At 64.9% G+C, this 19231-nt stretch carries 17 protein-coding genes; 11 read left to right on the top strand and 6 right to left on the bottom strand.

The features are described from left to right. Positions 1-93: 93 nt before the first annotated feature. Positions 94-1704: an ABC transporter substrate-binding protein gene (locus ACVWY3_RS06620; RefSeq protein WP_456837748.1), complete on the bottom strand. Its 1611-nt coding sequence runs from the start codon at positions 1702-1704 to the stop codon at positions 94-96. Positions 1705-1972: 268 nt separating this feature from the next. Here ACVWY3_RS06620 and ACVWY3_RS06615 point away from each other — a divergent pair, with 268 nt between their 5' ends. The 8 genes from ACVWY3_RS06615 (at position 1973) to ACVWY3_RS06580 (ending at position 12196) form a co-directional block, all read left to right on the top strand. Beyond that, positions 1973-3103: a M20/M25/M40 family metallo-hydrolase gene (locus tag ACVWY3_RS06615; protein WP_456837747.1), complete on the top strand. Its 1131-nt coding sequence runs from the start codon at positions 1973-1975 to the stop codon at positions 3101-3103. Between the two features lie 146 nt (positions 3104-3249). After that, positions 3250-4191, top strand: a complete 942-nt coding sequence (locus tag ACVWY3_RS06610; RefSeq protein WP_456837746.1) for an ABC transporter permease — start codon at positions 3250-3252, stop codon at positions 4189-4191. A gap of 17 nt (positions 4192-4208) precedes the next feature. Continuing rightward, positions 4209-5099 (top strand): ABC transporter permease, encoded by an 891-nt coding sequence (locus ACVWY3_RS06605; protein ID WP_456837745.1) that lies wholly within the window; start codon positions 4209-4211, stop codon positions 5097-5099. Between the two features lie 106 nt (positions 5100-5205). Then, positions 5206-6855, top strand: a complete 1650-nt coding sequence (locus ACVWY3_RS06600; protein WP_456837744.1) for an ABC transporter ATP-binding protein — start codon at positions 5206-5208, stop codon at positions 6853-6855. A gap of 205 nt (positions 6856-7060) precedes the next feature. Then, positions 7061-8566 (top strand): M81 family metallopeptidase, encoded by a 1506-nt coding sequence (locus ACVWY3_RS06595; RefSeq protein WP_456837743.1) that lies wholly within the window; start codon positions 7061-7063, stop codon positions 8564-8566. A 14-nt stretch (positions 8567-8580) separates the two neighbouring features. Next, the gene (locus tag ACVWY3_RS06590) at positions 8581-9744 is read left to right on the top strand and encodes a M20 aminoacylase family protein (protein ID WP_456837742.1); all 1164 of its coding nucleotides are present in this window, start codon (positions 8581-8583) and stop codon (positions 9742-9744) included. A gap of 2 nt (positions 9745-9746) precedes the next feature. Continuing rightward, positions 9747-11165, top strand: a complete 1419-nt coding sequence (locus ACVWY3_RS06585; RefSeq protein ID WP_456837741.1) for an amidase — start codon at positions 9747-9749, stop codon at positions 11163-11165. Positions 11166-11305: 140 nt separating this feature from the next. Then, entirely contained in the window at positions 11306-12196 is an 891-nt protein-coding gene (locus ACVWY3_RS06580; RefSeq protein ID WP_456837740.1) for a crotonase/enoyl-CoA hydratase family protein, read from the top strand. 137 nt (positions 12197-12333) lie between these two features. Here the strand turns inward: ACVWY3_RS06580 and ACVWY3_RS06575 are convergent, their stop codons facing one another. Beyond that, positions 12334-13311, bottom strand: coding sequence for an NADPH:quinone oxidoreductase family protein (locus tag ACVWY3_RS06575; protein WP_456837739.1), 978 nt, complete (start codon positions 13309-13311; stop codon positions 12334-12336). Then, positions 13311-13919, bottom strand: a complete 609-nt coding sequence (locus ACVWY3_RS06570; protein ID WP_456843303.1) for a DsbA family protein — start codon at positions 13917-13919, stop codon at positions 13311-13313. Before ACVWY3_RS06570 ends, ACVWY3_RS06575 begins: the two co-directional genes overlap by 1 nt. A 239-nt stretch (positions 13920-14158) precedes the next feature. Between ACVWY3_RS06570 and ACVWY3_RS06565 the strand changes: the two genes are divergently transcribed. Further along, on the top strand, positions 14159-15181 hold the full coding sequence (locus ACVWY3_RS06565) for a methionine synthase (protein ID WP_456837738.1): 1023 nt from the start codon (positions 14159-14161) through the stop codon (positions 15179-15181). Further along, a complete protein-coding gene (locus ACVWY3_RS06560; protein ID WP_456837737.1) occupies positions 15181-15414 on the top strand; it encodes a hypothetical protein in 234 nt (77 codons plus the stop codon). Before ACVWY3_RS06565 ends, ACVWY3_RS06560 begins: the two co-directional genes overlap by 1 nt. 13 nt (positions 15415-15427) lie before the next feature. On the opposite strand, the gene ACVWY3_RS06555 is transcribed toward ACVWY3_RS06560, so the two are convergent. The 3 genes from ACVWY3_RS06555 to ACVWY3_RS06545 form a co-directional block, all read right to left on the bottom strand. Then, positions 15428-16075, bottom strand: coding sequence for a hypothetical protein (locus ACVWY3_RS06555; protein WP_456837736.1), 648 nt, complete (start codon positions 16073-16075; stop codon positions 15428-15430). Between the two features lie 156 nt (positions 16076-16231). Then, entirely contained in the window at positions 16232-16759 is a 528-nt protein-coding gene (gene gpt, locus ACVWY3_RS06550) for a xanthine phosphoribosyltransferase (protein WP_027560125.1), read from the bottom strand. 34 nt (positions 16760-16793) lie between these two features. Continuing rightward, positions 16794-17531, bottom strand: a complete 738-nt coding sequence (locus tag ACVWY3_RS06545; RefSeq protein WP_456837735.1) for a competence/damage-inducible protein A — start codon at positions 17529-17531, stop codon at positions 16794-16796. Positions 17532-17808: 277 nt separating this feature from the next. On the opposite strand from ACVWY3_RS06545, the gene ACVWY3_RS06540 reads away from it, so the two are divergent. Beyond that, entirely contained in the window at positions 17809-19227 is a 1419-nt protein-coding gene (locus ACVWY3_RS06540; protein WP_456837734.1) for a circularly permuted type 2 ATP-grasp protein, read from the top strand. Positions 19228-19231: the final 4 nt, after the last annotated feature.

Raw genomic sequence — 19231 nt, 5'->3', positions numbered from 1 at the left:
GTTCCGCCGGCAAGTTCTGCTGACGAGCGGCGCCGCTGGTGACAGCGGCGCCGCGCGACGATCTGGATGACGGCGTGGTAACGCGTCCTCGCCTCACTCGGACTTGTCGATGTTCCAGAACACCGGAGTTGCGGGGCCATCGAGCACGCCGGTCAGCGACTTGCGCCAGCCGCTCGGCAGCAGATATTGACCGAGCGGGATATAGATCACCTGGTCATAGGCTTCCTTCTGGATCTCGGTCGCGATCTTCTTCTGCTCGTCGACCGAGGCGGCGCGGACGAAGGCGTCCTTGAGCTGCTCGATCTTCGCGTCTTCCGCCCAGCCGAACCAGCCGCCCTTCTTGCCCTGGCCGCCGATCGAGAGATTGGCGATGGGGTTCGACACGTCGGCCGCGACCCAGTTGGTGAAGAACATGTTCCAGCCGCCTTCCTTCGGCGGCTTCTGGCTGGCGCGGCGGCTCACCACCGTCTGCCAGTCGGTCGCCTGCAGGTCCACCTTGAAGCCGGCTTCGCGCAGGAGCTGGGCCGCCACGATCGGCTGCGCCTTCAGCGTGGTGACGTCGCCGGGCGCCATGATCACCACGGGCGTGCCGTCATACCCGGATTCGGCGAGCGCCTTCTTGGCTTCCGCCATGCCGTTGCCCTTGATCAGGGTCTCGGCGCCGACGTCGGTCGCAAGCGGCGTGTCGCAGACGAAGAACGCGCCGCAGACCTTCTGGTATTTGGCGTTGCCGATCAGCGCGTCGAGCACGTCCTTCTGGTTCATCGCCAGGAAGGCAGCGCGGCGCACCTTGACGTTATCGAACGGCGGATAGAGGAAGTTCATCCGCCCGAGCGTCTGGAAGCCGAACTTGTTGGAGACCTCGATCTTCAGCTCGTTGTTCGCCTCCAGCACCGGCAGCATGTCGTAGGGCAGATTTTCCATGAAATCGATATCGCCCGACTGCAGCGCGTTCACCGCCGTCTGCGAGTCCGGCATGGTGATCCACTCGACGCGGTCGACCTTCACCACCTTGCCGCCCGAGGTCCAGCTCGACGGCTCCTTGCGCGGCACGTAGTCGGCGTTCTTGACGTAGACCGCCTTCACGCCCGGCTGGAATTCCGACTGCACGAACTTGAAGGGGCCGGAGCCGATCTGCTCGGGGATCTGCTTGTCCGGCGGCGTCTCGGCGAGACGCTTGGGCATCATGAAGGCGACGCGCGAGGACGGCTTTCCGATCGAGTCCAGCACGAGGCCGTAGGGCTCCTTCAGCTTCAGCGTGATGGTCTTGGCATCGGTCGCCTCGAGGCTCGCGGTGAAGTCCATCAGCTTCTGGCCCATGCCGTCGACCGCGGCCCAGCGCTTGAGCGAAGCGACGCAGTCTTCCGCCGTCACTGCCGCGCCGTCATGCCACTTCAGGCCGTCGCGCAAGGTGAAGGTGTAAGTGAGCTTGTCGTCGGAGACCTTCCAGTCCGCCATCTGCGGCTGGACCTTGAAGTTCGAATCGGTGGCCACCAGCGTGTCGTAGACCATGTAGCCATGGTCGCGTGTGATATAGGCCGTAGTGAAGATCGGATCGGTGATGCGCAGATCCGAATGCATCACCGCAGTGATGGTCTTGCCGGCCGCAAGCACTGGCGACGCCAGGCCGACCGAAAGCGCGACGACCGACAGCGCGAGTTTGGAGGCGAACGCGCGAGACCCCCGGCGCATGAAGTGGAACATGGAAAGTTTCTCCTGACGTGAAACTGTTCAAAGGCAGGTTATTGGTTGAGCATCCGGTCCGTTCTTTGGGCGAACCAACCTCATGCAATGCCTTTATCTTTTCGAGACTTGCAGACAGTCTTGAGCGCGTCAATCCGGTTTCATTGCAAGCCCTGGCGGCGCGCGCACGGGCTCCACAAGGATCGGTTTGGCTCTACAACTCTCTCCGCTCGTCCCGCTACACCGATGCAATGCGCGTTCCATCTTTCGAAGCCTGTGAGACATTGAGATGAATCCAGCCAATCTTCCTTTCGATTCCGAGGCCATGCTCGCGGGCCTGCGCACCTGGGTGGAGTGCGAAAGTCCGACCTGGGACGCGAACGCGGTGAACCGCATGCTCGATATCGCAGCGCGAGATATGGCGATCATGGGTGCGACGATCGAACGCATCGCCGGCCGCCAGGGCTTTGGCGGCGTCGTCCGCGCGCGCTTCCCGCACCCGAAGCAGGGCGAGCCCGGTATCTTGATCGCCGGCCACATGGATACGGTCCATCCGATCGGCACCATCGAGAAGCTGAAATGGCGGCGCGAGGGCAACAAATGCTACGGCCCCGGCATCTACGACATGAAGGGCGGCAACTATCTTACGCTGGAAGCGATCCGGCAGCTGGCGCGCGCCGCCTTCACCACACCGCTGCCGATCACCGTGCTGTTCACGCCGGACGAGGAAGTCGGCACGCCCTCGACGCGAGACATCATCGAGGCGGAGGCCTCGCGCAACAAATATGTGCTGGTGCCCGAGCCCGGCCGCGCCGACAACGGCGTCACCACCGGACGTTACGCCATCGCACGATTCAATCTCGAGGCGACGGGCCGGCCGAGCCATGCTGGCGCGACGTTGTCGGCGGGACGCTCGGCGATCCGCGAGATGGCGCGGCAGATCCTCGCCATCGACGCGATGACGACGGAGGATTGCACCTTTTCGGTCGGGGTCGTGCATGGCGGGCAATGGGTCAATTGCGTTGCCACGACGGCGACCGGCGAAGCACTCTCCATGGCCAAACGCCAGGCCGATCTCGATCACGGCGTCGAAAGGATGCTGGCGCTGTCGGGCACCACGAACGATGTGACCTTCAAGGTTACGCGCGGCGTGACGCGTCCGGTGTGGGAACCGGATGCCGGTACTATGGCGCTCTATGAAAAGGCTCGCGGCATTGCCAAATCGCTCGGCGCCGAGCTGCCACATGCGAGCGCCGGCGGCGGCTCCGACGGCAACTTCACCGGCGCCATGGGGATTCCGACGCTCGACGGCCTGGGCGTGCGTGGCGGCAACGCCCACACGCTGGAGGAGTATATCGAGGTCGAGAGCCTGGCCGAACGCGGCCGGCTGATGGCGGGGCTGCTGGCGACGCTGGAGTGATGCACCGCGCGCCCGTCATGGCCGGGGCTTGACGATCACCTAGGAACCGGGCCCGGATGGCACGGGAATTGCTGAAATGTTAGGCTGATGGCAACCTGCCGAAGGCCCTGCCGCAATTGACTCTAATCTAATCTGACGGATCCAACTTGCTGGGATATCTCGTTCGCCGAATTTTCGCCGCCGTGCCCGTGATGGGCGTCGTGGCGCTGTTCGTGTTCCTCCTGCTCCGCCTCACCCCGGGCGATCCCGCCGCGATTCTCGCCGGCGACAACGCGACGCCGGAACGGCTGGAGCGCATTCGCGCCTCGCTCGGCCTCAACGAGCCGCTGATCGTGCAGTTCATCACCTGGGTGAACAAGCTCTTGCACGGCGACCTCGGCACATCGCTGATCTCCAACCTGCCGGTGATGAAGATGATCGGCCAGCGCGTCGAGCCGTCGATCTCGATCGCGCTGTCGACCATCATCCTCGCCGTCATCGTCGCAGTTCCCTTAGGGGTGATCGCGGCGTGGAAGCACGGCACCTGGATCGACCGTTTCGTGATGGGCCTGTCCGTGCTCGGCTTCTCGGTGCCGGTGTTCGTGGTCGGCTACATCCTGATCGAGATTTTCGCCATCGACCTGCGCTGGGTGCCGGTGCAGGGCTTCCGCAGCATTACGAACGGTTTTGGGCCGTTCTTCGAGCGCATCATCCTGCCGACCTGCGCCCTCTCCTTCATCTACATCGCGCTGATCGCGCGCATGACGCGGGCCGCGATGCTCGACGTGCTCGGCGAGGACTACGTCCGCACGGCACGCGCGAAGGGCATCAACGAGGTCGCCGTGATGATGCGGCACGCGCTGCGCAACGCCGCCGTGCCCGTGATCACCGTGATCGGCACCGGCTTTGCGCTCTTGATCTCCGGCGTCGTCGTCACCGAGAGCGTGTTCAACATCCCCGGCATCGGCCGCCTCACTGTCGATGCGGTGCTGGCGCGCGACTATCCGGTGATCCAGGCGATGATCCTCCTGACGTCGCTGATCTATGTCGTCGTCAACCTCCTGATCGACGTTGCCTACACGCTGCTCGATCCCCGGATCCGGTACTAGGGCTAAGGATAACAACAATGTCTATCGATAGCCTGCCCCGGTCCTCCATTCCGGTCACCTCGCCGTTGCGGCCGCGGTTCGGATTCCTCACCTCGACGCCGATCATCGCGGCTGCCACGGTACTGCTCGCGCTGATCGTGCTGATCTCGATCCTGGCGCCGCTGATCGCGCCGCACGACCCGATCCAGCTTGCGCCCTCGCAGCGGCTGAAGCCGTCCTCGGCGCAGTACCTGCTCGGCACCGACGCCTATGGCCGTGACCTGTTGTCGCGCGTCATCTATGGCGGCCGCGTCTCGCTGCTGATCGGCATCGGCTCGGCGATCCTCTCGATCGCCATCGGCCTCATGATCGGCCTCGTCTCCGGCTTCTTCAAGCTGGTGGACGCCCTCATGATGCGCATCATGGACGGCCTGATGGCGATGCCGAGCATCCTGCTCGCGATCGCCGTGGTGTCGTTGTCCGGCGCCAGCATCTGGACCGTGCTGGTCGCGATCACCATTCCCGAAATTCCGCGCGTGGCGCGCCTGGTGCGCTCGGTCGTGCTGTCGGCGCGCGAGGAGCCCTATGTGGAAGCTGCGATATCGGTCGGCTCGTCGCTGCCGAAGATCATGTGGCGCCATCTGATGCCGAACACGATCGCACCGCTGATCGTCCAGGGCACCTATGTCTGCGCGTCGGCGATCCTGACGGAGGCCATCCTGTCCTTCCTCGGCGCCGGCATCTCGCCGGAGACGCCGACCTGGGGCAACATCATGGCCGAGGGCCGCCAGTACTTCCAGATCAAGCCGTCGCTGATCTTCTGGCCGGGCCTTTTGCTCTCGATCGCCATCCTAAGCATCAACCTGATCGGCGACGCCGCGCGCGACGCGCTCGATCCCCGCATGAAGCAGCGGGAGGGCGGAAAGTGATCCCATTTAGTCCGTCATTCCGGGGCGGCTCGCAGAGCCGAACCCGGAATCTCGAGGTTCCGGGTTCGCGCTCCCGCGCGCCCCGGAACGACGGTGGAGACCTTGCATGACCAATCCCGTCCTCGACATCAACAACCTCGTCGTCTCTGTCGGCAAGAAGCCGGGCGGCGCGAAGATCATCGACGGCATCTCGATCCAGGTGCGCCAGCGCGAGACACTGTGCCTCGTCGGCGAAAGCGGCTCGGGCAAGTCGGTGACCTCGCTCACCACCATGGGCCTCTTGCCCAAGGGCACGCTGGTGCCGACCTCCGGCAGCATCAAGCTGGTCGGCGAGGAGTTGCTCACCGCGACCGACCGCCGCCTGCGCCAGCTGCGTGCGACGCAAATGGCGATGATCTTCCAGGAGCCGATGACGGCGCTCAATCCGGTCGTGCCGGTCGGCCGCCAGATCGACGAGGTGTTGCGCGCCCACACCGATCTCGATGCGAAAGCACGCAAGAAGCGCATCCTCGACATGATGGAGCAGGTGCGCCTGCCCCAGGTCGAGCGCATCTTCGCCTCCTACCCGCATCGCCTCTCCGGCGGCCAGCGCCAGCGCATCATGATCGCGATGGCCCTCGTGCTGGAGCCGAAGCTGCTGATTGCCGACGAGCCGACCACCGCGCTCGACGTCACCACGCAGAAGCAGATCTTGACGTTGATCCGCGACCTCCAGCGCGATCATGGCACCGCCGTGCTGTTCATCACCCACGACATGGGCGTGGTCGCCGAGATCGCCGACCGCGTCGCGGTGATGCGGCAGGGCCGGCTGGTCGAGACCGGCCCTCTCGAGACCGTGCTGCGCAATCCATCGATGGACTACACCCGCAACCTGCTGGCCTCGGTGCCGAGCCTGGTGCCACGGTCGCCGCGCGAGGAGAGCCGCGAGCCTGTCGTGCTGGAGACCAACGAGCTCAGCAAGATATACAAGGAGCGCGCCTTCATCGGCAAAGGCCGCGAGGTCGTCGCCGCCGACAGGGTGACGCTGACGCTGCGCAAGGGCCGCACGCTCGGTATCGTCGGCGAGAGCGGCTCGGGCAAGTCGACCGTGGCGCGCTGCATCGTGCGCCTGATCGATCCGACCTCCGGCGGCGTGCGCCTCGCCGGCCGCGAGATCTCGGACATCTCGCGCCGCCTGCTCCAGCCGCACCGGCAGAAGATCCAGATCGTGTTCCAGGATCCCTACCGCTCGCTCAACCCGCGCGTCACCGTCGGCGAGAGCATCGCGGAGGGGCCGATCAATTACGGCGTCTCGCACCTTGATGCGATGAAGCGGGCGCGCGAATTGCTCGAGCTGGTCGGCCTGCCCGCCGATGCGGTGTCGCGCTATCCGCACCAGTTCTCCGGCGGCCAGCGCCAGCGCATCGCCATTGCGCGCGCGCTCGCGCTCGATCCGGACGTGCTGGTCGCGGACGAAGCGGTCTCCGCGCTCGACGTCTCCGTGCAGGCGCAGGTGCTGGAACTGCTCGACGAGATCCAGAAGCGGCTCGGTATCGCGATCCTGTTCATCACCCACGATTTGCGCGTCGCAGCGCAAATCTGCGACGAGGTCGTGGTGATGCAGCACGGCCGCGTGGTCGAACAGGGCCCCGCCGCCGAAGTGCTGACGCATCCGAAGGAGGCCTACACCAGGGCGCTGCTGGATGCGGCACCGGGCCGCAACTGGGATTTTGCGAACTTCCGGCCGGTGGCGGAGGGCGTGGGGGCCGCGGTGTAGCAACACTCACGGCGTCGTCCCGGGGCGTGCGCCTTCGCAGGGACGACACTGAGAGTTTGGATGCGCCGCCACTCACAACAACTACCGCATCCGCAGCATTCCCAAAACAGCTTGACCCTATGCGCGGCGCGATTGCTTCGCGCCTTGCTCTCCTCGCAAGGCCGAGGCTAACGTCGCGTCTTCTTGATCCACTGGACCTGAATCAATGACACGTATCGCCGTCGGCGGCTTCCTGCACGAGACCAACACCTTCGCCCCGACCAAGGCGACGTTCGCCGACTTCCAGCATGGCGGAGGCTGGCCGGCGATGACTGTGGGCGCCGACGTGCTCAAGGTGATGCGGCGCATCAATGTCGGTCTCGCCGGATTCGCCGACAGCACTGAGACCAATGGCTGGGAACTCATTCCGACCATTGCCTGCGGCGCGAGCCCGTCGGCGCATGTCACGGAGGATGCCTTCGAGCGCATCGTGAAGGTGATGATCGACGGTATTGCGGCCGCCGGCCCGATCGACGCGGTCTATCTCGACCTGCACGGCGCGATGGTGACCGAGCATCTCGACGACGGCGAAGGCGAGATTTTGGCGCGCGTGCGCCGCGTCATCGGCAAGGATGTTCCGCTGGTCGCAAGCCTCGACCTGCACGCCAACGTCACACCGGAGATGATCGAGCACGCGGACGCGCTGATCGCCTACCGCACCTATCCCCATGTCGACATGGCCGACACCGGCCGCGCCGCCGCGCGCCATCTCGCGCTGCTTCTGAAGACGAGGCAGCGTTTTGCCAAGGCGTTCCGGCAACTGCCGTTCCTGATCCCGATCAGCTGGCAGTGCACCAATGACCAGCCGACCAAGGGCATCTACGAGAAGCTTGCCGCGCTGGAGAACGACGCGGTTCCCACCCTCTCCTTCGCGCCCGGCTTCCCCGCCGCCGACTTCCGCGACTGCGGGCCGAGCGTGTTCGCCTATGGCAGGACGCAAGCGGACGCCGACGGTGCCGCGGATGCCATCGTCAAGCTGATCGAAAGCCACGAGGACGATTTCGACGGCAAGATCTGGACGCCCGACGACGGCGTGCGCCACGCCATGGAGCTCTCGAGGACCGCGAGCAAGCCGATCATCATCGCCGACACCCAGGACAATCCCGGCGCCGGCGGCGATTCCGACACCACGGGCATGCTGCGCGCGCTGGTGCGCAACAAGGCGAGCGCCGCGACCGGCGCGATCTACGATCCGGAATCGGCCAGGGCTGCGCATGCGGCCGGTGTCGGCGCCACCGTCACTCTGGCGCTCGGCGGCAAGTCCGGCATTCCCGGCGACGAGCCCTATCGCGAGACCTTCGTCGTCGAACAACTCTCCGACGGCCGCTTCATCGCGCCCGGTCCCTATTATGGCGGCCGCGAGATGGAGATGGGTCCGTCCGCAGCCTTGCGCATCGGCGACGTCCGCGTCGTCGTAAGTTCGCACAAAGCACAGCTCGCAGACCAGGCGATGTACCGCTATGTCGGCATCGAGCCGACGCAAGAGAAGATTTTGGTCAACAAGAGCTCGGTGCATTTCCGTGCCGACTTCGAGCCGATCGCGGAAAAGCTGATGATCTGCGCCGCGCCCGGCGCCATGCCGGCCGACACCGCGTCGCTACCCTGGACGCGGCTGAGGCCGGGCATCCGAATCAAGCCGAACGGCCCCGTCTTCAATCCTCCTTCACGCTAACCGGACAGGAACCCATGCCCACGATCGACCGCATCGACGGCTATGCCGACGAACTCACCACTATCAGGCGCGACCTCCATGCCCATCCCGAGATCGGCTTCGAGGAAGTGCGCACGTCCGGCATCGTTGCCGACAAGCTGAAGAGCTGGGGCATCGAGGTGCATCGCGGTCTCGGCGGCACCGGCGTCATCGGCGTCATCAAGGGCAAGGGGACGGGCAGCAAGCGCATCGGCCTGCGCGCCGACATGGACGCGCTGCCGATGGAAGAGAACACCAATCTGAAATGGAGCTCGAAGATCCCCGGCCGCTTCCACGGCTGCGGCCATGACGGCCACACCACCATTCTGCTCGGCACCGCGCGCTATCTGGCCGAGACCCGGAATTTCGACGGCACCGTGCATCTGATCTTCCAGCCGGCCGAGGAAGGCCTCGGCGGCGCCCGCGCGATGATCAAGGACGGACTGTTCGAGAAGTTTCCGTGCGACGAGCTCTACGGCCTGCACAACGCGCCCGACCTCAACCATGGCGAGATCGCGATCCTCCCCGGTCCGGCCATGGCCGGCGCCGACTTTTTCGACCTCCGCATCACCGGCTATGGCGCGCATGGCGCGATGCCCGAGCGCTCCAAGGACGCGGTGATCATCGCCACTACGCTGGCGCAGGCGATCCAGACCATCGTCAGCCGCAATGTCGAGCCGCTGCAGGCCGCCGTCATCTCGATCACGCAAATCCATGCCGGCTCGGCCTATAACGTCATTCCGGGCGATGCGCATCTGTGCGGCACCATCCGGACCTTCTCGAACGAAGTCCGCGCCCTGATCGCCGAACGCATCCGCACGATCTGCGCCGGCATCGCGGCCGCGTATCAGTGCGAGATCGAGGCCGACATCCGCGACACCTTCGGCGTGCTGGTCAATCAGGTCGAGCAGTCCAAGGTGGTCGAGGAGGTCGCGCGCACTGTCGTCGATCCCGCCAACGTGATCACCCGCGCGCAGCCGAAGATGGGCAGCGAGGATTTCGCCGACATGCTGCAGACCATTCCCGGCGCCTATTTCTGGGTCGGCCATGACGGCTCGGTGCCGGTGCACAATCCCGGCTTCGTGCTCGACGACAAGATCCTGCCGATCGGCGCCAGCATGTTCGCCCGGATCATCGAAACACGCATGCCGGTGAGCTAGCAATGCACAAGAGCGTCGACGAAGCCGTCACCTCGCTGCACGATCTTTCTGCGGTCGACCTGATCGCGGGCTATCGCGCAAAACAATTCTCGCCAAGCGAGGTGCTGGAGGACGTGCTCGCGCATGTCGCTGCGTGGGAGCCGCACCTGAAGGCGCTCTATGCATTCGATCCCGACGGCGCGCGCGAGGCCGCCAGGGCTTCGACCGCGCGCTGGACCGGCGGTGAACCGTCAGGCCCGCTCGACGGCGTGCCTGTCACGGTGAAAGACAACATCGCCACCAAGGGCGTGCCGGTGCCACTGGGTGCTGCCAGCGTCAAGCTGGTGCCGGCCGAGAAGGACGCCCCGCCCGCCGCGCGGCTGCGCGAAGCAGGCGCGGTGATCTTCGCAAAAACCACGATGCCCGATTACGGCATGCTGTCCTCGGGGCTTTCCTCTTTCCATGCGCTCGCGCGCAATCCTTGGGACCTCTCCAAGAATCCCGGCGGCTCCAGCGCGGGCGCAGGCGCGGCGGCGGCGGCCGGCTATGGTCCGTTGCATCTCGGCACCGACATTGGCGGTTCGGTACGCCTGCCCGCCGCTTGGTGTGGCCTTGTCGGCCTGAAACCGAGCTTTGGCCGCGTGCCGATCGATCCCACCTATGTCGGCCGCGTCGCCGGCCCGATGACCCGCACGGTCGATGATTGCGCGCTGATGATGAGCGTGATCGCAAAGCCCGACCGCCGCGACGGCATGAGCCTGCCCGCCGAGCCATTGAATTGGAAAGGGCTGGAGAAATCGCCGCGCAAGCTGCGCATTGGCCTGATGCTCGATCCCGGCTGTGGCCTGGCGCTGGAAAAGCCGGTGCGCGAGGTCGTGGTGAAGGCGGCGAAGGCGTTCGAGTCGGCAGGCGCGGTCGTGGCCGAAGTCGACGGGATCCTCACCCGCGAGATGCTCGACGGCCTCGACAATTTCTGGCGCGCGCGGATGTGGGACGATCTGTCCAAGCTGACGCCGGCCGAGCAGGCAAGGGTGCTGCCCTATATTTTCAAATGGGGCGAGTCCGGCGCGAAGCTCTCGGGCGTCGACGTCATCCGCGGCTTCAACCAGACCATGGCGATCCGCGCGGCGGCGTCAAAACTGTTCTGCGAGCTCGACTACGTGATCTCGCCGACCGCGCCGAACGTGAACTTTCCGGCGGAATGGGCCTCACCGATCAATGATCCCATGAAGCCGTTCGAGCACATCGCCTATACCGTGCCGTGGAATATGTCGGAGAACCCCGCGGTCTCGATCAACGGTGGTTTCGACGCCAAGGGCTTTCCCATCGGCGTGCAGATCGTCGGCCGCCGCTTCGACGATATCGGCGTGCTCGGCATGGCCAAGGCATTTGAAGGCCTGCGCGGCGCGCAGCGGCCCTGGCCGAAACCGCCGGCGCGGTAAACGCGCATCTAGCGTCTCAGCACAAATCGTCATGCGCGGGCTCGACCCGCGCATCCATCCTCTTCAAAAAAGATGGATTGCCGGGTCAAGCCCGGCAATGACAGAATTGATTCAAGAATGACAAGGGAAGGAAACCACCCATGGCGTATGAGACGATCAAATACGAGGTCGCCGAGCAGATCCTCACCATCACGCTGAACCGGCCCGACAAGCTCAACGCCTTCAACGCGCAGATGCAGGCAGAGCTGATCGACGCCTTCGACGCCGCCGACAAGGACGACAATGTCCGCGCCATCATCGTCACCGGCGCCGGCCGCGGCTTCTGCGCAGGCGCCGATCTGTCGTCGGGCGCCGATACGTTCGATCGCGATGCGCGGCGCGGGCCGGTGAAGCGGTTCGCCGACGGCAAGGTCGATTACAGCGATCCGCAGGTGCGCGATGGCGGCGGTCAAGTGACCTTGCGCATCTTCAAATGCCTCAAGCCCGTGATCGCCGCGGTGAACGGCCCCGCCGTCGGCATCGGCGTCACCATGCAGCTCGCAATGGACATCCGCATCGCCTCGGATGCCGCACGGTTCGGCTTCGTGTTCTCCCAGCGCGGCATCGTACCGGAGGCCGCATCGAGCTGGTTCCTGCCGCGCATCGTCGGCATTTCGCAGGCGCTGGAATGGTGCTATTCGGGCCGCGTCTTCCCGGCGCAGGAGGCCCTCGCCGGCCGCCTCGTCAGCAAGGTCGTGGCCCCCGATGATCTGCTGCCGACTGCGCGCGCTCTCGCGAAGGAGTTCGTGGCGAAGACCGCACCTGTGTCGGTGGCGCTGATCCGCCAGATGATGTGGCGCATGATGGGTGCCGACGATCCGATGGAGGCCCACAAGGTCGACAGCCGCGGCATCTACGCTCGCGGCCGCTCGGACGACGTCAAGGAAGGCGTGGTGTCGTTCCTGGAGAAGCGGCCGGCGCAGTTCAAGAACAAGGTGTCGAGCGACATGCCGGATTATTTCCCGTGGTGGACGGAGCGGGAGTACAAATAGCGCTCTCGTAGGGTGGGCAAAGGCGCTCTTGCGCCCTGCCCACCATCTGTCAGTAACCAAAACCAAATCGTGGGCACGCTTCGCTTTGCCCACCCTACGGCACCGTCATCACCCGCGAAGGCGGGGGCATGACGACCTCACTCCATCACCAGCGCCACGCGTCCGATCGCCTTGCGGTCGATCAGGAGCCGCATCGCCTTCGCGCAATCCTCCAGCGGCAGGCGGTGCGAGACGTTCGGGCGCAGCTTGCCCTCCTCCGCCCATCGCAAGAGCGCCTTCAGCCGCACCTCGCCCAGCGCGGGATTTTTCCGCACCGCTTCGCCGGCGCGCACGCCGAGCACGCTGGCGCCCTTGATTAGCAGCAGATTGGTCTTGGCCGAGCCGATGCCACCCGTGAAACCGATCACCAAGAGCCGAGCGCCCCAGGCGATGCAGCGCATCGAATTCTCGAAGACCTCACCGCCGACGGGATCGAACACCACGTCGGCGCCGCGGCCGTCGGTGATGCGCTTCACGGCATCGCGGAACGGCTCGCGATCGTAGCGCACCAGATGATCGGCTCCGCGCGATTTCGCGATCGCAAGCTTCTCGTCGCTCGAGGCCGTCGCGATCACGGTTGCGCCCAGCATCTTGCCGATTTCGACCGCCGCGAGCCCGACACCACCGCCGGCGCCATGCACCAGCAGGACCTCGCCGGGTTCGACTCGGCCGCGATCGATCAGTGCGTGATAGGCGGTGCCGTGGCCGGCGAGATAGGTCGCGGCCTCCGCATAGTCGAACGTCGACGGCACCGGCGTGAGCTGTGAAGGCATAACCACTGCCTCATTCGTGAACGCACCGTGTCGCATCTTGACGATGACCTTGTCGCCGACGGCAACACCGCTCACCTCCGCACCGACCTCGGTCACGTCGCCGGCGGCCTCCATGCCCGGCGTGAACGGCAGCTCCGGCTTGAGCTGGTATTCGCCGGCTGCCATCAGCACATCAGGGAAATTCAGCCCGGCGGCACGGATCGCGACACGGACTTCGCCCGGCTTCAGGGCGCGCGAGGGAAACTCCTCGAGCCGCAGGGTCTCGGGCGCGCCGAGCGCGCGGCAGACGACGGCCCGTACCATCAGGCCGCGCTCGCCTTGGTGCGCAGAAGCGCCTCGCGGATCAGCGGCAGGCGGTCGTTGCCGAAATACATGTCGGTCTTGTTCACGAAGATCGTCGGCGAGCCGAAACCGCCGCGCGCCACGACCTCCTCGGTATTGGCCTTGAGCTGGTCCTTGATGCCCTGCTCTGAAATGCCCGCGAAAAACTTCTGCTCGTCGATGCCGATTTTCTTACAGATCCCGGCGAGCACCACGTCCTGCGAGATGTCCTTGTCCTCGCCCCAATAGGTCTCGAACACGGCGGTCGCGAACGGCACCATGTCCGCAGCCAACCAGATACAGCCGCGCATTGCCTTGACGCTGTTCACGGGAAATACCGTCGGCGGCATCTTGATGGCGAGCCCCGCCGAGCGCGCCCAGTCGGCGAGGTCCTTCTTCATGTAGCGTGCCTTCAGCGGCACCGGCTTCTCGCGCTGTGCGTAGACGCTCGGATTGACCGTGTTGAAGATGCCGCCGACCAGGATCGGCCGCCAGACGATCTCCGCGCCAAGCTCCTTTGCCAGCGGTTGGATGTTGTGGAACGCGAGATAGGTCCAGGGGCTGGAGCAATCGAAGAAGAATTCGATCATGGCGTTTTCCTTTGTCATTTGACTCGCTCTCTCCGCCGTCATTGCGAGCGAAGCGAAGCAATCCGGACTTTTCCCAAGCACTCTGGATCGCTTCGTCGCAAGGGCTCCTCGCAACGACGTGGAGAGAGCGGAGGCCCATTTCTTTCCCGCCTGGACCTGCGGCCGACTTTCGTCGTTCTGTACCGCGACGTTAAGACATGGCAGGAAGGGGCGCAACTCAACCTGCCGGGAGGGCCGCCATGCTGTTTCCAACCACGATCGCCGGCTCCTTGCCGAAGCCGGAATGGCTCGCCGAGCCCAATATGCTCTGGGCGCCCTGGAAGTCCGGAGGCGACGAGCTGATCCGCGCCAAGCGCGACGCGACACTGATCTGGCTCAAGGTCCAGGAAGACGCCGGCATCGACATCGTCACCGAGGGCGAGCAGGCCCGGCAGCATTTCGTGCACGGTTTTCTGGAGAAGATCGAGGGCATCGATTTCGCCCACAAGGTCGAGATGGGCATCCGCAAAGACCGCTACAAGGCGATGGTGCCGCAAGTGGTCGCCCCGCTCCGGCTCAAGGGCCGCGTCCACGCCTTTGAGGCGCAAGTGGCGCGCACGCACACGAAGAAGAAACTGAAATTCACTCTGCCCGGCCCGATGACCATCATCGATACCATCGCCGACCGCTACTACGGCGACCGCGTCAAGATGGCGTTCGCCTTCGCCGAACTGCTGAACGAGGAAGCCAAGGCATTGCAGGCCGACGGTGTCGATCTCGTGCAGTTCGACGAGCCCGCCTTCAACGTCTACATGGACGAGGTCAACGACTGGGGCATCAAGGCGCTGGAGCGTGCGGCGCAGGGCCTGACCTGCACCACCGCCGTGCACATCTGCTACGGCTACGGCATCAAGGCCAACACCGACTGGAAGGAGACACTCGGCAGCCAATGGCGGCAGTACGAGCAGATCTTTCCGGCGATCGACGCCAGCCCGATCCAGCAGGTCGCGATCGAGTGCCGCAACTCGAAAGTGCCGCTCGACTTGCTCGCGCTGCTCAAGAGCAAGATCGTGCAGGCCGGCGTCATCGATGTCGCCAGCGACACGGTCGAGACCGCCGAGGACGTCGTTCAGGTGATCGAGGCAGTGTCGAAGTTCGTGCCCAAGAGCAACATCATCGCCACCACCAACTGCGGCATGGCGCCGATGCGGCGCGAGATCGCCGAAGCCAAGCTGATGGCGCTCGGCGCCGGCGCCGCGCTGGCGCGCAAGAAGCTCGGCTGATGGTGGACGCTCGGACGCTGTTCGTCGCCGCAGCCTTTGCGGCCATCAGCTTGCCTGCGCACGCGGAGGATCGCTCCGTGATGCTCAGCTGCAAGACGATGGTGGAGCGTGCGGAAAAGGCGGCCGGCAGCGTCAGCGAGGCCGAACTCACCCGCTGCCGCCAGATCATCCGCGAATGGGCGCTGCGCGACGCGCGCACGACGGTCGACGAACAGGGACGGCCGCTCAAATAGGCCACGCGCCGCGCTACGTTCCCTCCCCCCTTGCAGCGGAGGGAGCGCACCGTACACTCGGATGTAGTGTGGCCTGATAGCCGCCATTCATGGCGCGCAGCGTCGAAGGTGGTGTCAGCAACTGGGCGCCTTCAAGTTCGCGCGCATCGGCAACATAACCCGCCGGCGACCACAGGAACGCCCTGCCCTGCACCACCAGAAAACTCTCCTCGCCCTGCTGCACCATCGCGCCGTCAGGGAGCTGGTCGAGTGGCACCAGCAGCGCATGCAGCCGCTTCCTGCCCTGGTCGAGCCGCTCGTGATGCAGCACCGTGTCGATGTCGTGCATGCGGACGTCATGCACATGGTTGCCCTTCTCCCATGCGGTCCGAAACTGATTGGCCTCGTCGCGGCGGCAATAGAAACAGGGGCGATGACCGGCAGCGAGCGCGGTAGCCTCGTCCAGGAAGAACAGCTCGGTCCAGCTTCGCTGCGCCATCACCTCGCGATGGCGGCCGCGGAATTCGCAGGTGCAGGTGAGCCAAGCCGGTGACGACCAGCGCTTCTTCAGAAGCGTCTTGGTGGCGGGATCATGGATGATGCCGCGATTGCCGGTGAACATGCCGCGATGGGGGGTGGCGATGATGTCGCCGGTGGGAGTGACGCGGTTTTGCAGGGGCATGGGGCGCAACTCTTCTCCTTCTCCCCGCGTGCAGGGAGAAGGTCGGGATGAGGGGGAGCCTCCGCAAACTCGGTGAGAGCTGGACTCGCGAAGAGTCCCCCTCACCCGCGCCTTCGGCGCGGCCTCTCCCCGCACGCGGGGAGAGGCGAAGAAAAACTACGCCGCCCCGTCGCGCAGCGGCGGATGGTACGACAGCGCGGTGTCCCACGGGAAGAATATCCACGTGTCCTGCGACACCTCGGTGATGAAGGTGTCGACCAGCGGACGTCCCATCGGCTTGGCATAGACCGTGGCGAAATGCGCATCAGGCAGCATCTCGCGTACCATTCGGCCGGTCTTGCCGGTGTCGACGAGGTCGTCGACGATCAACAGCCCCTTGCCGGTGCCATTGCCCAGTTTCATCGCGGCTTCCGAGATGCCCTTGAGCACCTGCAGCTCGCCCTGCTTGTTGTGGTCGTAGCTGGCAATGCAGACCGTATCGATCACGCGCACGCCGAGCTCGCGCGCAACGATCGCGGCCGGCACCAGGCCGCCGCGGGTGATCGCGATCACCGCGTGGAACGGGCCGACCTCGTTGAGGCGCCAGGTCAGCGCTCGGCAATCCCGGTGGAACTGGTCCCAGGACACCGGGAAGGCCTTGCCGGCCTTCTCCTGCGCATTCAGTTCCGGTGCTTCACCAGCCATTGTCGTCTCCTGCCATTGGTCCGCGGGCAGTTTGCTAGCGGGTGATGTTCAATCCCGCCAGCATTTCCTTCACGGCTGCCATCGCGGCCGCCAGCTTATCCGCATCGCGCGAGCGCACCACCAGGTTGGTGTTCGGCCTCTGCTCTTCGTCCATGAACGGATAGCTGCCGATGATGGTGTCGGGATGAGCGGCCGCGATCGCCCGCAACGGGCCGCCGATGTCGCCCTCCCGCGCATTGGCGCGGACCGATTCGGAGAGCATGCGCACGCCAGATTTCAGCTTGGGCGCGACGATGTCCATCATCGCTTGCATGATCGAGGGCACGCCGGCCATCACGATGACATTGCCGATCTTGAAGCCGGGCGCCAGGATGGTCGCGCTTTGGATCAGCTCGGCGCCGTCGGGGATGCGGGCCATGCGCAGGCGGGCTTCGTTCAGATCCTGCTCGCTCCAGCGCTCGCGGAAACGGGCAACCACCTCGGGGTGATGGTCGATGCCGACGCCAAAGGCCTTGGCGACGCTGTCGGCGGTAATGTCGTCATGGGTCGGCCCGATGCCGCCGGTGGTGAAGACATAGGTGTAGCGATGCCGCAGTGCATCCAACGCGGCGATGATATCGGCCTCGTCGTCTGAGACGATCCGGACTTCCTTCAGATCGATGCCGATGTTGGTCAGGTATTCGGCGATGAAGCCGATATTCTTGTCCTTGGTACGGCCGGACAGGATTTCATCCCCGATGACCAGAATGCCCGCCGTGACGATCTCGCTCATGCCTTCAGTCCCTCACCTGTGGTCCCGACTTTGCCGAGGTAACGCGTTGAAGTCACGCGGTTTTGCTGCCGAAATAAGCAGCCCTCAGCCATTTTTTCAGGCAAGCCGCCAGTCATCCCGGCAAATGCCCCTCCACCATGCTTATCGCGCTGGCCCGGCCCTTGCTACCACATGAAAGTCATGCACTCTTGCCGCATGGCCAGGACGTTGTGGTCTTCACCAAGGGCCTCGCGACCTGTCGAATGGCGCAACGCCTTGCGGAGACAAGTCGGGATCTATGGCAGTCGCGTTTGATGAAATGAATATTCCCGGCGGGGACCTTCGCCCCGCCTATCAGGAGCTGGCACGCTGGCTCAAGGAGACGCCTCCCGAGGCGCTCGAATATCGCCGGCAGGAAGCCGAGCTCCTGTTCCGCCGGATCGGCATCACCTTCGCGGTCTATGGCGATTCCGAATCCACCGAGCGCCTGATCCCGTTCGACGTGATCCCGCGGATCATGTCCGGCAAGGAATGGGCGCTGCTGGAGAAGGGCCTGAAGCAGCGCGTGAAGGCGCTGAACATGTTCCTGCGCGACATCTATCACGGCCGCGACATCCTTCGCGCCGAGGTCGTCCCCGACGATCTGATCTTCCAGAACCCGGTGTTCCGCCCCGAGATGAACGGCCAGCAGGTGCCGCACGATGTCTACGTGCACATCGCCGGGATCGACATCGTCCGGGTCGACGCCGAGGACTTCATCGTGCTGGAGGACAATGCGCGCACGCCCTCCGGCGTGTCCTACATGCTGGAAAACCGCGAGATCATGATGCGGCTGTTTCCGGACCTGTTCGCCCGCCACAAGGTGGCGCCGGTCGAACGCTATCCCGACGAGCTGCTCGCGGCCTTGCGCTCGGTCGCGCCGCACAGCGCATCCAGCGAGCCGACCGTCGCGCTGCTCACGCCGGGCGTCTACAATTCCGCCTATTACGAGCACTCGTTCCTGGCCGACAAGCTAGGCATCGAGCTGGTCGAAGGCCGCGACCTCATCGTCAAGAACAACGAAGTGTTCATGCGGATGACGGAAGGGCTGAAGCGGGTCGACGTGATCTATCGCCGCGTCGACGACGACTTCCTCGATCCCCTCACCTTCCGTCCCGATTCCGTGCTCGGCGTCCCCGGACTGATGTCGGCCTATGCGGCCGGCAACATCACGCTCGCCAACGCGGTCGGCACCGGCATCGCCGACGACAAGGCGATCTACTCCTACATGCCGGATATCGTGAAATTCTATCTCGGCGAGGAGCCGATCCTGAAGAACGTGCAGACCTGGCGCTGCCGCGAGCCGAAGGATCTCGGCTATGTGCTGGACAATCTGAGCGAGCTCGTCGTCAAGGAAGTGCACGGCTCCGGCGGCTACGGCATGCTGATCGGCCCCGCCGCGACCAAGGCGACAATCGAAGCGTTCCGCGAAAAGCTCAAGCGCGAGCCGGAGGGCTTTATCGCCCAGCCGACGCTGGCGCTCTCGACCTGCCCGACCTGCACGGCCTCCGGCCTTGCCCCGCGCCATGTGGACTTGCGGCCCTTCGTGCTGACCGGCAGCAAGCGCACCACGATCGTGCCGGGCGGACTGACGCGCGTCGCGTTGAAGGAAGGCTCGCTCGTGGTGAATTCGAGCCAGGGCGGCGGCACCAAAGACACCTGGATTTTGGACGAGTAGAGAG

It is taken from the genome of Bradyrhizobium sp. USDA 4486 (assembly GCF_054057995.1).
The sequence above is the reverse complement of the archived record's forward strand: the minus strand, read 5'-3'. Positions and strand labels throughout refer to the sequence as shown.

Coding starts and splice junctions, on each gene's coding strand:
- ACVWY3_RS06555 (WP_456837736.1), bottom strand. CDS start 16,075: ATGCCCCTGCAAAACCGCGTCACTCCCACCGGCGACATCATCGCCACC.
- ACVWY3_RS06590 (WP_456837742.1), top strand. CDS start 8,581: ATGCCCACGATCGACCGCATCGACGGCTATGCCGACGAACTCACCACT.
- gpt (WP_027560125.1), bottom strand. CDS start 16,759: ATGGCTGGTGAAGCACCGGAACTGAATGCGCAGGAGAAGGCCGGCAAG.
- ACVWY3_RS06620 (WP_456837748.1), bottom strand. CDS start 1,704: ATGTTCCACTTCATGCGCCGGGGGTCTCGCGCGTTCGCCTCCAAACTC.
- ACVWY3_RS06595 (WP_456837743.1), top strand. CDS start 7,061: ATGACACGTATCGCCGTCGGCGGCTTCCTGCACGAGACCAACACCTTC.
- ACVWY3_RS06565 (WP_456837738.1), top strand. CDS start 14,159: ATGCTGTTTCCAACCACGATCGCCGGCTCCTTGCCGAAGCCGGAATGG.
- ACVWY3_RS06585 (WP_456837741.1), top strand. CDS start 9,747: ATGCACAAGAGCGTCGACGAAGCCGTCACCTCGCTGCACGATCTTTCT.
- ACVWY3_RS06575 (WP_456837739.1), bottom strand. CDS start 13,311: ATGGTACGGGCCGTCGTCTGCCGCGCGCTCGGCGCGCCCGAGACCCTG.
- ACVWY3_RS06580 (WP_456837740.1), top strand. CDS start 11,306: ATGGCGTATGAGACGATCAAATACGAGGTCGCCGAGCAGATCCTCACC.
- ACVWY3_RS06560 (WP_456837737.1), top strand. CDS start 15,181: ATGGTGGACGCTCGGACGCTGTTCGTCGCCGCAGCCTTTGCGGCCATC.
- ACVWY3_RS06540 (WP_456837734.1), top strand. CDS start 17,809: ATGGCAGTCGCGTTTGATGAAATGAATATTCCCGGCGGGGACCTTCGC.
- ACVWY3_RS06545 (WP_456837735.1), bottom strand. CDS start 17,531: ATGAGCGAGATCGTCACGGCGGGCATTCTGGTCATCGGGGATGAAATC.
- ACVWY3_RS06570 (WP_456843303.1), bottom strand. CDS start 13,919: ATGATCGAATTCTTCTTCGATTGCTCCAGCCCCTGGACCTATCTCGCG.
- ACVWY3_RS06615 (WP_456837747.1), top strand. CDS start 1,973: ATGAATCCAGCCAATCTTCCTTTCGATTCCGAGGCCATGCTCGCGGGC.
- ACVWY3_RS06600 (WP_456837744.1), top strand. CDS start 5,206: ATGACCAATCCCGTCCTCGACATCAACAACCTCGTCGTCTCTGTCGGC.
- ACVWY3_RS06605 (WP_456837745.1), top strand. CDS start 4,209: ATGTCTATCGATAGCCTGCCCCGGTCCTCCATTCCGGTCACCTCGCCG.